Annotated in this window: 11 protein-coding genes, 2 tRNA genes and 1 rRNA gene; 9 read left to right on the top strand and 5 right to left on the bottom strand. The window is 33.7% G+C overall.

The window, feature by feature from the left end; genetic code table 11:
• The 3 genes from rrf to DR980_RS07575 all read left to right on the top strand — a co-directional run.
• Positions 1 to 96 (top strand): 5S ribosomal RNA (gene rrf / locus DR980_RS07585); the annotation flags it as partial.
• Between the two features lie 65 nt (positions 97 to 161).
• A tRNA-Phe gene (locus tag DR980_RS07580) sits at positions 162 to 234 on the top strand.
• A 6-nt stretch (positions 235 to 240) separates the two neighbouring features.
• Positions 241 to 326 (top strand) — tRNA-Leu (locus DR980_RS07575).
• Between the two features lie 293 nt (positions 327 to 619).
• On the opposite strand, the gene DR980_RS07570 is transcribed toward DR980_RS07575, so the two are convergent.
• Positions 620 to 1,831, bottom strand: a complete 1,212-nt coding sequence (locus DR980_RS07570) for an aminotransferase class I/II-fold pyridoxal phosphate-dependent enzyme (RefSeq protein ID WP_113634617.1) — start codon at positions 1,829 to 1,831, stop codon at positions 620 to 622.
• 279 nt (positions 1,832 to 2,110) lie between these two features.
• Here DR980_RS07570 and DR980_RS07565 point away from each other — a divergent pair, with 279 nt between their 5' ends.
• Both DR980_RS07565 and lpdA read left to right on the top strand, forming a co-directional pair.
• Positions 2,111 to 2,569: an Lrp/AsnC family transcriptional regulator gene (locus tag DR980_RS07565; protein WP_113634615.1), complete on the top strand. Its 459-nt coding sequence runs from the start codon at positions 2,111 to 2,113 to the stop codon at positions 2,567 to 2,569.
• Between the two features lie 151 nt (positions 2,570 to 2,720).
• The gene (gene lpdA, locus DR980_RS07560) at positions 2,721 to 4,124 is read left to right on the top strand and encodes a dihydrolipoyl dehydrogenase (protein ID WP_113634613.1); all 1,404 of its coding nucleotides are present in this window, start codon (positions 2,721 to 2,723) and stop codon (positions 4,122 to 4,124) included.
• A gap of 79 nt (positions 4,125 to 4,203) precedes the next feature.
• Here the strand turns inward: lpdA and DR980_RS07555 are convergent, their stop codons facing one another.
• A complete protein-coding gene (locus DR980_RS07555) occupies positions 4,204 to 4,584 on the bottom strand; it encodes a DoxX family protein (protein ID WP_113634612.1) in 381 nt (126 codons plus the stop codon).
• A gap of 36 nt (positions 4,585 to 4,620) precedes the next feature.
• A complete protein-coding gene (locus DR980_RS16415; protein ID WP_208630798.1) occupies positions 4,621 to 4,881 on the bottom strand; it encodes a VOC family protein in 261 nt (86 codons plus the stop codon).
• A gap of 287 nt (positions 4,882 to 5,168) precedes the next feature.
• Between DR980_RS16415 and DR980_RS07545 the strand changes: the two genes are divergently transcribed.
• Genes DR980_RS07545 through DR980_RS07535 form a run of 3 tightly spaced genes read left to right on the top strand, consistent with a single transcriptional unit; the run spans position 5,169 to position 9,826 of the window.
• Entirely contained in the window at positions 5,169 to 6,455 is a 1,287-nt protein-coding gene (locus DR980_RS07545) for an anthranilate synthase component I family protein (protein WP_113634611.1), read from the top strand.
• Positions 6,456 to 6,482: 27 nt separating this feature from the next.
• Complete coding sequence (gene tilS, locus DR980_RS07540; protein WP_113634610.1) at positions 6,483 to 7,793, top strand: tRNA lysidine(34) synthetase TilS; 1,311 nt, start codon at positions 6,483 to 6,485, stop codon at positions 7,791 to 7,793.
• Complete coding sequence (locus tag DR980_RS07535) at positions 7,793 to 9,826, top strand: protein-disulfide reductase DsbD family protein (RefSeq protein ID WP_113634609.1); 2,034 nt, start codon at positions 7,793 to 7,795, stop codon at positions 9,824 to 9,826. The genes tilS and DR980_RS07535 overlap by 1 nt, the downstream gene beginning before the upstream one ends.
• Positions 9,827 to 9,970: 144 nt before the next feature.
• On the opposite strand, the gene DR980_RS07530 is transcribed toward DR980_RS07535, so the two are convergent.
• The gene (locus DR980_RS07530; protein WP_113634608.1) at positions 9,971 to 11,044 is read right to left on the bottom strand and encodes an alanine/ornithine racemase family PLP-dependent enzyme; all 1,074 of its coding nucleotides are present in this window, start codon (positions 11,042 to 11,044) and stop codon (positions 9,971 to 9,973) included.
• A gap of 35 nt (positions 11,045 to 11,079) precedes the next feature.
• On the bottom strand, positions 11,080 to 11,514 hold the full coding sequence (locus DR980_RS07525; RefSeq protein WP_113634607.1) for a GNAT family N-acetyltransferase: 435 nt from the start codon (positions 11,512 to 11,514) through the stop codon (positions 11,080 to 11,082).
• Positions 11,515 to 12,084: 570 nt separating this feature from the next.
• Between DR980_RS07525 and DR980_RS07520 the strand changes: the two genes are divergently transcribed.
• Positions 12,085 to 13,932, top strand: coding sequence for a CocE/NonD family hydrolase (locus DR980_RS07520; RefSeq protein ID WP_113634606.1), 1,848 nt, complete (start codon positions 12,085 to 12,087; stop codon positions 13,930 to 13,932).
• Positions 13,933 to 14,158 lie beyond the last annotated feature (226 nt).

Genomic DNA, 14,158 nt, shown 5'->3' with positions numbered 1-14,158 from the left:
CGGCGGGGCTCACCTCTTCCCATCCCGAACAGAGTAGTTAAGCCCGCCTGCGCAGATGGTACTGCAGTTATGTGGGAGAGTATGTCGTCGCCTTTCTTTGAAAAGCCCGTTCCATAGAACGGGTTTTTTTATTAATACTTTTTATTATTAAAAAGTATAATGGTACCTTAGCTCAGATGGTAGAGCAATGGACTGAAAATCCATGTGTCCCTGGTTCGATCCCTGGAGGTACCACAAAATGCTCGGATGGTGAAATTGGTAGACACGCTGGACTTAAAATCCAGTGAACAGCAATGTTCGTGCGGGTTCAAGTCCCGCTCTGAGTACTAAAAACTTCAGTTGGCTAACGCTAACTGAAGTTTTTTTATTTTAAGTATTTTTTATTTAAATTTCAAATCTAAAATTGTAGGGGGTCAAGTCAATAGTCGTACATCATCTGAAAAAGGGTTGAAAATCTGAACAAGTGATAATCAATTTATCGTAACCTTTAAATTGTGATATAAAAATTTAATATATGGATATAGCTCAAATAAAAAATGCATTCTTTTATTATTAATAAAGTAATAAAAAGCAGCTAAATATTTTGCTGCTTTTTGGTTGTTTAGTATTTTTTTAATAATTATTCAGAAGCGAGTAAATTCAATTCTATCATGCATTGCTTCATCATTTGATACGTTCTTTCAATATCATTATCTAAACCGATTGAGAACCGAATCAAGCCGTCAGTTAATCCCATTTCTATTTGTTCTTCCATAGGAATTTCACTTGATGTTGAAGTTCCTGGGGCACTAAATAAAGTCTTATAAAATCCTAAACTTACGGCAAGATAACCAAGATTTTTGGCTTGCATCAATTCCATTAACTCATTGGCTTTCTCCAAAGTTCCTACATCTAATGTCATCATTCCTCCAAAACCATATTCGTGATTTATCATTCCTGAATATAATTCATGACTTGGGTGACTTTTCAAACCTGGATAAACCGTTTTTAGGCCATCTTTTTCAAAGCGTTCTGCAAGATACATCGCATTATGGCTGTGTTGTTTCATTCTGATGTGTAATGTGCGTAAGTTTTTCATCACACTTGCTGAACGCAAACTGTCCATTGTTGGGCCCAATAACATACTAGCACCGCTGTTCACATTTTTTAAACTGTCGATAAATTCTTGTGATGCACAAGTCACACCACCCACAGTATCACTGCTTCCGTTGATGTATTTTGTCAAACTGTGAATCACAATATCAGCGCCTAATTTTGCAGGAGAAACTGATAATGGCGAAAAAGTATTATCGACAACCAATTTCAAATTGTGTTTTTTAGCAATTTTTGCCAAACCTTCAATATCAGCCACTTCTAATAAAGGATTACTCACCGTTTCACAGTACAAAACTTTAGTTTCTGGAGTAATGGCTGCTTCTACAACATCGAGTTTTGTGATGTCAACAAAGGTGGTTTTGATACCTAATCTCGGTGTAAAATTCTTCAAAAAGGCGTATGTTCCACCGTAAATTGTTCTGCTCGAAACGATGTGATCGCCCGAACCGCATAATTGTAATAGAGTAGGAGTAATCGCTCCCATTCCTGAAGCCGAAACATTAGCCGTTTCTGTTCCTTCCATTGCTGCCAAGGCTTTGTCTAAATATAAATTACTCGGTGAAGAATGACGGGAGTACAAATAGCATCCTTCCATATTACCTTCAAAAGTATCGAACATCGTTTTCGCCGATAAAAAAGTATAGGTGGAGGAGTCTGAAATTGATGGATTTACACCACCAAATTCACCAAAGTACTGTAAATCCTGAATGTTGTCTGCGGGATTAAAATTTTTCATAGTTGTTTTTTTTTTGTTATTTGAAGCTACTCCTGCTATTCGCTTTATCTTTTACTTTTTAAAGAAAAAAGTAAAAGGATGCTGCTGCTATCAGGGCTAGGGGATTTCGGTCTTGATTAAATCTATTCAAAATAACAGTGTTATAGATTAATAATCAATGCTATTATTTATTATTAGATTTTAAAACTATATAACATAAAAAATGTAATTTAATTTTCTAAATTAGCTTCCTAAATAGGATTTATATAGATTTTATTTCAATTCAAATTCTCAATAAAAATGACATTAGACTTAGTAGATAAAAAGTTGCTTTTTTTATTACAAAAAGACTGTAAAAAAACAACCAAGGAATTGTCCTTAAAACTTAATCTTTCAGTTACTGCCGTTTACGAGCGCATTAAAAAACTGGAAAGAGAAGGCATTATCGATAAATATGTTGTGTTAGTGAATCGTTCAAAAGTCGAAAAAGGTTTTGTTGTTTTTTGTCACCTTAAACTGATTCAGCATACCAAAGAGTTTATCGCTAAATTCGAAAACGAAGTGATACAACTTAAGGAAGTAATTGAATGCCATCATGTAAGTGGAGATTATGATTATATCTTGAAAATAGTAGTAAAAGACATGGAAGCCTATCGAGAATTTTTGGTTACAAAACTCACAACATTGGAGCATATAGGCAGTACTCATAGTACATTCATGATTAGTGAAGTAAAAAACACGACCATTGTTGATATTTAGAATAAAAGTGGATTTAAAGCGGTATTCAATGGTAAGTAAATGTTAATTACTAAAAATTCGTAACAAAAAACCTTCTGAATTAAACTTTAAACAAAACTTAATTCCTTAATTTTGTGCAACATTTTATAAAAACACCATAAAAAAATATACTATGAGTTCATTTGACGTAGTCATTATAGGTTCTGGACCAGGCGGATATGTATCAGCAATTCGTTGTGCACAATTGGGTTTCAAAACAGCAATTATAGAAAAATATTCCACTCTTGGAGGAACTTGCCTGAATGTAGGTTGTATTCCGTCAAAAGCATTACTTGCTTCTTCTCATCATTACAGCGAAATTGCTCATTTTGCAGATCACGGAATCGAAGTTTCCGGAGAAGTAAAAGTGAACCTTGAAAAAATGATTGCACGCAAACAAGCTGTTGTAGATCAGACTTCAGGTGGTGTGAAATTTTTAATGGACAAAAATAAAATTACAGTTCTCGAAGGTTTGGGTTCATTTGTAGATGCTACGCATGTTGCTGTTGCAAAAGCGGATGGAACTTCTGAAACTATCGAAGCTAAAAACATCATTATCGCGACAGGTTCAAAACCATCTTCTTTGCCGTTTATCAAAATCGATAAAGAAAGAATTATCACTTCAACTGAAGCATTAAAACTTCCCGAAGTACCAAAACATTTGGTGATTATTGGTGGTGGAGTAATTGGAATTGAACTTGGGCAAGTATATTTAAGATTAGGAGCGCAGGTTTCTGTAGTGGAGTTCATGGACCGAATCATTCCTGGAATGGATGCTTCATTATCTAAAGAATTGACTAAAGTATTGAAAAAACAAGGCATGAAATTCTACGTTTCGCACAAAGTGAAATCAGTGGAAAGAAATGGCGAAGGAGTTGTAGTTCAAGCTGAAAATGCAAAAGGAGAAACAATTACGCTGGAAGGAGATTACTCATTAGTTTCTGTAGGACGTCGCCCATACACAGATGGATTGAATGCAGATAAAGCAGGAGTGAAAATCTCAGATAGAGGAATGGTTGAAGTCAACGATCATTTGCAAACTAATATTCCAAATATTTATGCAATTGGAGATGTAGTTCGTGGAGCAATGTTAGCGCACAAAGCCGAAGAAGAAGGAGCTATGGTTGCCGAAATATTAGCAGGTCAAAAACCGCATATTGATTATAACTTGATTCCTGGAGTTGTGTATACTTGGCCAGAAGTGGCTGCTGTTGGACAAACGGAAGAGCAATTGAAAGCAGCTGGTGTTGATTATAAATCAGGAAGTTTTCCTTTCAAAGCTTTAGGTCGTGCTCGTGCAGGTGGAGATTTAGACGGATTTGTAAAAATTCTTGCTGATGCAAAAACGGATGAAGTTTTAGGCGTTCATATGATTGGGGCCCGTTGTGCAGATTTAATTGCTGAAGCGGTTACAGCAATGGAATTTAAAGCATCTGCTGAAGATATTTCAAGAATGTCTCATGCGCATCCAACTTTTGCGGAAGCAATAAAAGAAGCAGCTTTAGCAGCAACTGATAATAGAGCTTTACATATGTAATTAGTTAATTACATTTTCTATAAAATAAAGAAACCCGTTCAATTGAGCGGGTTTCTTCGTTGTTATGAGTTTAGTTTAATTAGCCTTTTGCTACAAATAAACCTTTATAGTTTTCCCAATGGCTGTAAATTAAAAATAGATTACCTAGAAATAAGAATACAGCGATTGGTATTCCTTCAGGGGATAAGAAAAAATTAATAAATAATATGTTTAAGGTGATTGGTAGGATTAATAGATTAGCTAATGTAACATAGCGTCCTGTAAGAAACGATAGTCCACAAAGGAATTCTATTGATTTTGCTAGTGGCAAAATGTAAGTAGAGGCGACTAAACCTATATTGAAAGCTTTGAAATTTCCGGTAACTTCAGGTTCTGGTGCTAGTTTTAGAAAAAAGCTAACAGAAGCATAAAGTAATATAAGCCCAATTAAAGTACGGATAATAATAATTGCAATTTTCATAGTATATGGTGTTAGAGGTTACATATTTGAAAACTATTATTGTGGAATTGCATTTTCATCCATATACATAATTTCCCACTGATGCCCATCTAAATCGGCAAAACTATGTCCATAAATCCATCCATGATCTTGTGGCTCCATATAAATTGAACGACCAGCATCTACTGCAGTTTTTACCATTTCATCTACTTTTTCTCTACTATCAGCATCTATTGCAATTAATACTTCGGTGTTTTTATGGGCGTTGCAAATTTCTTTTTTGGTAAAGTCTTTAAATCGTTGCTCAGTAACTAGCATCGCAAAAATATTTTCTCCAATAATCATTCAAGTAACCTACTCAGCAGTAACTTGTGGGCTGAAAGAAAATCCAATTTTAGTAAAAAAATCAATCGATTTTTTTAAGGTCTTTAACAGCTAAATTGAGGAAAATTTTGGAAGCCATAACGGGAATGATTTAATGATTTACAAAATCTAAAACGGATCACGCACTATCAAATTTACAAAAAAATAAGCTAATTTTAGTAAAATCGGTTATTGAAGGATTATTTTTTGTTGTAATTTTGAATTTTAAATACCAATACTTTTTGAGAACTTCTATTTACAAGTCTATTTCTGATCCAAAACTGTTTAAAGAACAGCTTTTATTTTGGTCTCAACAGTTTCGAGAAATCATTTATTTAGACAGCAATGATTATCCACAAAATTATTCCAGTTATGATTGTGTTCTTGCCGTTGATGCATTTACTTCAATAAAAACGGATTGTCACAATGCTTTTGAGGATTTAAAACAATACCAGCAAAGTACCAAAGATTGGCTTTTTGGTTATTTATCCTATGATTTAAAAAATGATATTGAACAGTTGCAATCTCAGAATTTTGACGTATTAGAATTTCCAGATTTGTTTTTTTTTCAACCTAAGAAGTTATTTTTATTGAAAGGGAATCAACTTGAAATTCAATATCTCAATATGTGTGACGATGAATTGGAGGAAGATTTTGAAGAAATTGTCAAAATTCGAAAGTCAAGAGTCGAAATAGAAGCATTAGCAACGATTCAACAACGGATTCCGAAAGAGAGTTATCTTGAAAAGGTTTCAAAAGTTTTGGAACACATTCATCAAGGCGATATTTATGAAGCTAATTTTTGTATGGAATTTTTTGCTGAAAACGCAACGATTGATCCAATAAAAAAATTTATCAAACTCAACGAAATTTCTCAGCCTCCTTTCGCCGTTTTTTTTAAAAATAACAAACACTTTTTACTTTCGGCGACTCCGGAACGTTATTTAAGGAAAGAAGGAGAACGTATTATTTCGCAACCCATTAAAGGAACTGCGAAACGATTTTCAGATTCAATCGAAGATGAAAGATCAAAAAGACAATTGGCTTTAGACCCAAAAGAACGAGCCGAAAATATTATGATAACGGATTTAGTGCGGAATGATTTGTCTCGAACGGCACAAAAAGGATCAGTTGAAGTACAAGAGTTATGCAAAATTTACTCTTTTTTGCAAGTGCATCAAATGATTTCTACTGTAACTTCAAAATTAGATGCGCAATATTCCGTTGTTGATGTCTTAAAAACCACTTTCCCGATGGGAAGTATGACTGGAGCACCAAAAATTTCAGTGATGAAAATCATTGAGCAGTTGGAAGAAACCAAACGCGGATTGTATAGCGGCTCGGTGGGTTATTTTACACCAGATGGTGATTTTGATTTCAATGTTGTTATCCGAAGCATTTTGTACAATCAAGAGAAGAAATATATTTCTTTCTCGGTTGGAAGCGCCATCACTTCGCAATCCATTCCTGAAAAGGAATATGAGGAATGTTTGCTTAAAGCAAAAGCGATGCGAGAAGTTTTAAGTTAAATCCAAACGAATTAATTAAATTTGAACATGCTACAGAAATTCCAAAACCATCTTCTTCATAATTTCCAGTTCTTGAGCGGAAAAAAAATACTTCTGGCGACAAGCGGCGGGAAAGACAGTATGGTAATGGTGCATTTGTTTCAGCAATTGGATTATGAAATAGGAATCGCACATTGTAACTTTCAGTTGCGTGGAATGGAAAGTTTTGAAGACCAAAATTTTGTCCAGGAATATGCTGCCGCAAATGGTATTCCGGTATTTATAACACAATTTGATACCAAAGCTTTCGCAGAAGATTATAAAGTTTCTACTCAAGTTGCCGCGCGTGAGTTGCGATATAACTGGTTTTATGAATTATTAGAGACTGAAAAATTCGATTATATTCTCACGGCACATCATGCCGATGATAATCTGGAAACGTTCCTAATCAATTTGAGTCGAGGAACTGGATTAGAAGGTTTAACTGGAATTCCGGAACAAAACGATAGAGTAATTCGTCCACTTTTGGCATTTAGCCAAGAAGAAATGGAAGAATACGCCAAATTAAATAACATTAAATGGCGTGAAGACAGCAGCAATGCGTCGGATAAATACCTTCGAAATAAAATTCGCCATCATCTAGTTCCGATGTTAAAGGAATTGAATCCCAATTTTCTTTCATCTTTTCATAAAACGCAAACGTATTTGCAAGAAGCGCAAGGGATGGTTGAAGATGCTTCGATTATGATTTATCAACAAGTAGCTAAACAAGAGGATGATACTATTTATTTTGACTTAAAGAAATTAAAAAAATTACCCAATTATAAATCGTATTTGCATCAATGGCTTAAAGAATTTGGATTTTCGGCTTGGGATGATATTTATGATTTGGTCGAAAGCCAATCTGGTAAATACGTTTTTTCACCAGAATATAGATTATTGAAAGACAGAGATTCTTTAATCCTGAGTCCTATAAATTTCGTAAATGAAAAGGAGGAATATTCTATTGATGAAAATCAAAAAGAAGTTAATTTTCCCTTAAATCTTTTGTTTTGTAAAGTAGCGGACATTAGTTTAACGACGAACTCAGCTATCTTTGTTGACGCTGATAAACTTCAATTTCCTTTAGTTTTGCGCCATTGGAATGAGGGCGATAGTTTTCAACCTTTTGGGATGAATGGTAAATCGAAAAAAGTGAGCAAGCTTTTTAAAGACGAAAAATTATCCTTGCTGGAAAAAGAAAATTCGTGGCTTTTATGTTCGAATAATCAAATAGTTTGGATTATTGGACTTCGTCAGGATGAACGTTTTAGAATAGAGAATACAACAAAGAATATACTTAAAATACAATTAGAATAATGAAGAAACTACTATTTATACTTATTGCTTTTTTGGCTTTTGCCAATGGATATGCCCAAATTCTTGATCCTGCAAAATGGACTACCAAAATAGAAAAGAAATCTGAGAATAATTACATTCTTACTTTTAATGCCATTATAGAAAAAGATTGGCATTTATATTCTCAATTTACGGCTGACGGCGGATCTTTGCCTTTGGAAATTATTTTCAAAAATCAAAAAGGTAACTTTAATTTAGTGGGCAAAGCCAAAGAAAGCAAAACCACAACTGCTTTCAATGACATATTTGAAGTGAATGAAACGTACTTTGAGAAAAAAGCTCAAATTCAACAGGAAATCACTATTATAAACCCAAAGATTTCAAAAATTGAAGTCAATTTGAATTATCAGGTTTGTAAAGAAGCATGTATCAATTTAGAGAAGAGTTTTACGTTTGCCATTCCTGCTACTGCAAAAACAGCGGAATTACCTACTGTAGCATCAGATTTAACTACGATAGATTCAGCTAAAGTAGATACTGCAGTTACAAATACAGAAGTAAATAAAGAACAAGTTGTTACTTCTGAAAAAGTTCCTGTTCTGGATACTAAACCTACCAAACAAAGAGGATTATGGTCTATTTTCTTTATTGCTTTTTTATCTGGATTTGCCGCATTGCTTACGCCTTGTGTCTTCCCGATGATTCCTATGACTGTCAGTTTTTTTACGAAACAAAGTAAAACAAAAGCAAAAGGAATTAGAAATGCCATTATTTACGGAATTGCAATCATCTTCATATATGTTGTTTTAGGATTCTTAGTGACTTGGATATTTGGTGCGGATGCATTGAATGCGTTATCTACAAATGTTTGGTTTAATATTATTTTCTTTGTTTTGTTAGTCACTTTTGCGGCTTCATTTTTAGGAGCTTTTGAGATTATGTTGCCAAATTCTTGGGCAAATAAAGTCGATAATCAAGCGGATAGAGGCGGAATAATTGGAATTTTATTCATGGCTTTGGCATTAGCCATTGTATCTTTTTCGTGTACCGGACCTATCGTAGGAACACTTTTAGTCGAAGCTGCGTCTAAAGGTGGAATTGCCCCAATTGTTGGAATGTTTGGATTTTCATTGGCTTTAGCCTTACCATTTATGTTATTTGCCATGTTCCCGGGTTGGTTGAATTCATTGCCAAAATCCGGTGGATGGTTGAATACCGTTAAAGTCGTTTTAGGATTTTTAGAATTAGCTTTGGCATTTAAATTTTTGTCGAATGCGGATTTGGTTTTACAATTGCATTTCTTGGAAAGAGAAGTGTTCTTGGCAATTTGGATTGCTATTTTTGGAACATTGGCCTTTTATTTATTTGGAAAAATTACGCTTCCGCATGATAGCCCGATGAGTCATATTTCGGTAGGAAGATTGTCATTAGGATTAGTAGTTTTGGCTTTTACCATCTATTTGATTCCCGGAATTTGGGGAGCACCATTAAAATTAATTTCTGGTTTCCCGCCTCCAATGACGTATAGTGAAAGTCCATACGGAGTAGGAAATTCAAAAGGTGGTTCGAATGCATCATCTCAAATTTTGCCTGAAGGCGCACATTTAGGACCGCATGATCTTATTGCTTTTGAGGATTATGAAAAGGGATTGGCTTATGCTAAATCAGTAAACAAACCCATTTTACTTGATTTCACAGGATATGCTTGTGTGAATTGCAGAAAAATGGAAGATTATGTTTGGTCTGATCCTGCGATTCTAAAAATATTACAAGACGAAGTGGTTTTAATCTCTTTGTATGTGGATGACAAAAGAGAATTACCAAAAAGCGAGCAATATGTATCTAAAGAAACGGGTAAAGAAATTGTAAGTGTTGGAAATAAATGGAGTGATTTCCAAATTACAAGATACAAAGCTAACGCGCAACCGTATTACATTGTTATAGATGTAGAAGAAAATATGTTGTCTGATAAACCGGAAAGTTATAACTCGGATATTAATGCTTATAAAGGCTGGTTGAGAGAAGGAATTGATCGCTTTAAAAAGGCTAAATAAAGCGTAGCATCTGGACAAAATAGTAAACGTAAATTGCACTAATTTCTAAGAAGTAATCTTTGGAAATTAGTGCAATTTGTTTTTGAATTTAGTATTTTTTACTAAATGTAATTGTTATATTTTAACTGTAGACAGGAAATTTTTTTATTCGATTATTTTTTCGATATAATCAGAATTTAAAAGATACAAAGCGCCCATATAGCGTATTTGAAAAGCAACTAAGTCTCCAATCTTATACGTTTTTTTAGAATTAGAAATATCGATAACTAGCATATCAGAACTGGCATCTACAATAGTAATATCCGTGTCATCAGATTCAATGTATTGTGGTTGCATATCTAGCAAACCAATATCTAGAATGGCTCGCAGCGAAGTAATTCCCAGATCAGTGACATCGTCCATTGAAAACGAATTTCCGGCTACATTCTCTCCTAATTCACCTGTTGGCGTATTCGGCTTTTCAGTAATTTCGATGATTTCAGCATATAATTTGAAAACATCATGGTGCATTCCTTCAATGGTATTTCCAGTAAACAAGTCTTTCCCAAAAAAAAGCGCTTCTCCTATTCGGAAGTGATTCACGGCCATTGGTCGGGCATTTTTTAGGAGCAACGGTATTGTTACCGAAGTTCCTCCGGAGACGAACGGAATACTGATATTGAATTTAGCTTCGATTAATTGCTTGTATAAACTCAATTGAATAAGCTTATCCTGCGTTGGCATTACGCCGCTGAGGCAATTAAAATTCGTCCCGATACCAGAGATTTCGATATTTGGCATTTTTAGAATTGTACCATAAAAGTCTATTAATTCTTCCCCCATAACACCTTCGCGAAGGTCGCCCATTTCGATCATGATTATAATTTTGTGGGTCTTATTTTGCTTAACCGCTTCTTCCGAAAGTAATTTAATAGTATAGATTTCAGTATTAAAACTGATATCTGCATACTTTACAATGCTTTCAATACTTCGTTTGGCCGGTGGTTTTATATAGACGGTTTGAATTTCTGGATCCAGTGCTTTAACTTTTTTCAAATTGCTCACTCTGGAATCATGAATTTCACGTACTCCTAAAGCAATAATTTCTTTAAGGTAAATTTTATTTCCGCACAGCAGTTTTGAAACTACACCCCATTCAATATTTCTGGATTTAAATGTTTCATCTAAAAACTGATAGTTTTCCTGTAATTTTTTTCGATATAATTTTATAAAGGCCATTTCTGATAATTTAAAACAAGTAGTTTAAGACGGAACTATTTAGTAAGTCTCATTTCTAGGTATTTATAAGTAAAACCTAAACTTTCGTATAATTTTTTGGCAGGATTATGAGGTTCAACATGCAATGCAATATTGCCTTCGGTAATGGATATGGCTCTTTGCATCAATTGTTTTCCAAAACCTTTACCACGCTGGCTGTTGTCTACAGCGATATAAACCAAAATATTTTCTGGAATGTAATCTTTCATTCCAGTGTTGTTTAAAATAACAACGCCTACAATTTTTTGATCCTCTATTCCCACTACAATATTTCCTCCTTTATTGGGATTCATAACATAATCAATACATTTTTGAATGTCTTCAATGGTATCGCCGTACTGCTCTAAATGGGTATGAAGGAATAGTGCTATAATTTGATTGGTATAGATTTTATCTTCTCCGGTTCTGTTATTAATTTGTTTAAATATCATTTTTAAAGTAATTTTTTATTAAATATGAGCAATAATTAAGCTATTGATTTAATCAAATAGTATTGTTTTTTCGGTTATTTATTAGCCTGTAAATGGAATTCTTCCAAAAGGCAAGAGATGCAGAAATCTGCAAAAAAAAGATGATTTTTTCAGAATAATTTCTGAAATAAAGGAATCAAATTTTGGATTAAAACTTCGTAAAAAGAGAATTTATTAATCGAAAACAATAATTTGGTATTTTACAAATATAAGGCAAATTATCTGAAAATAGCTCTTAAAATGGGTAAAATGCACTTTTTGTAAGGAAAAACGATCCTTTTGTGGTTTTTTTTTGTAAATAATTCAAGGCAAAGACAAACGATTATCTGGCAGGAATAGTTGCTAATTTGAATACATAAATGAATAAATTATTGGTGTGAAAGCATTGAATAATGAGCAAGTATAAACAGCATAAATTTCTACTTTTTCATCTCATTAAACTCGATATGTGAATTTTAAAAAAGTTGAAATAACGATATTATATTCAGTGAGATTTTTTACCTTTAAAAACTATTTTTAACTAAAAAATTCATGAAAAAATTACTCAGTATTTCGCTTTTTTTTATTGGAGCATTATTATTTGCCCAAGACAATAAAGCCAATTATGTTTCGGAAAATTACACTAAAAAAGAAGTGCATATAAAGATGCGCGATGGTGCAGAATTATTTACATCAATTTACACTCCCAAAGACGTTTCTAAAAAATACCCGATTATAATGCAAAGAACGCCTTATAATTCCGGTCCTTATGGAGAAGGTCAGCTCAAAAGGAGTATTTCTCCAAGCGAGACGATGATGAAAGAAGGATATATCGTAGTCTATCAAGATGTTCGTGGAAGGTTCATGAGTGATGGATTATACGATAATATGCGCGGTTTTATTCCAAATAAAAAAGGTAAAAAAGATACCGATGAAGCTTCGGATACGTATGATACGATAGATTGGTTGGTCAAAAATGTGGCTAATAACAACGGAAATGTTGGAACTTGGGGAATTTCATATCCAGGATTTTACGCTACGTATTCTTTGTTGAGCAATCATCCAGCTTTGAAAGCGGTTTCACCTCAAGCGTGTATTGCTGATTTCTTTTTTGATGATTTTCATCATAATGGAGCCTATTTGTTGAGCTATTGGAAAGTGACGCCATTATTTGGTCCTCAAAAAACAAAACGTACTACGGAACCTTGGTATAAATTCACGAATACAGGATCAAATGATGATTATCAGTTTTTCTTGGATGCAGGACCATTATCGAATCTAGATAAATATTATGGTAAAGACAATGAGTTTTGGCAACAGCTGAAAGATCATTCCAGTTATGATGATTTTTGGCAAAAACGTGGTATTTTACAACATTTAAAAAATATTAAACCAGCGGTAATGACCGTTGGAGGTTGGTTTGATGCCGAAGATTTATATGGTCCTTTGAATACGTACAGTACAATAGAAAAAAGCAGCAAAAATTATAATACAATCGTTATGGGACCTTGGAGTCATGGTGATTGGGCTAGAAATTCAGCAAAACAAGTGATTGGTAATATTAATTTTGGAGATAGTATTTCAGGTTATTATCAAAAAAACATAGAAGCTAATTTCTTCCGTCATTTCTTAAAGAATAATGGTAAAGGTGAAAATAAATTACCAGAAGCCTATGTTTTTGATACTGGTAGAAAAGAGTGGAAGACCTATGAAACTTGGCCTCCTCAAAATACTGAAAAACAAGATTTCTTTTTGCAAGGAAGTCAATTGACAAAAATGGCGAAGAGAAATATTTCTTTTGAAGAATTCATCAGTGACCCAAAAAAACCGGTTCCTTATTCTGAAGATATCAAACAAGCTGGTCTTACACCAAGGAAATATATGACGGATGATCAGCGTTTTGCTGCGAGACGTCCAGATGTGATAGTTTTTGAAACAGAAGTATTGAGTGATGATACCACATTAGCAGGAGATATATTGGCTAAATTACAAGTCTCTACTACAGGAACAGATGCGGACTGGATTGTAAAAGTGGTTGATGTTTTCCCAAATGACGAGCCAGAGACTAAAGATGTTGCTCCTTATTTGAAGATGAGTAATTATCATATGATGGTGCGCAGTGAGGTTATGAGAGGACGTTTCAGAAACAGTTTTTCAAAACCTGAAGCATTTGTAGCTAATGAGAAAACGCCAGTGAATATTAAGTTGCAAGATGTTTTTCATACCTTTAAAAAAGGACATAAAATACAGATTCAGGTTCAAAGTACGTGGTTTCCGTTTATTGATTTGAATCCACAAACATTTGTCGATAATATCTTTTATGCTAAACCAGAAGATTTTCAAAAGCAAACTCATAGAATTTATAATGATTCAAAAATTGAGTTTACTGTCTTAAAATAGATAATCCGTTTACTTAGAAAAAGCATTCAATTATATTTAAAAAGAAAATCCCAATCTTTTTTGAAGATTGGGATTTTCTTTTTAAATGATATTCACTAAAATTAGTCTGGCAAAAAAAATTTCTTAAAGATGTTATTTCTTGTCTAAAGATAATTGGACAGACTGCAAAAATCATCCTTCTTTAAATGACTTTAGAGCAAAAAAAAACTCTCTGAATTCAGAGAGT

It is taken from the genome of Flavobacterium psychrolimnae (genome assembly GCF_003312425.1).
GTDB classification, from domain to species: domain Bacteria; phylum Bacteroidota; class Bacteroidia; order Flavobacteriales; family Flavobacteriaceae; genus Flavobacterium; species Flavobacterium psychrolimnae.
This window is presented reverse-complemented; position numbering and strand designations above follow the sequence as displayed.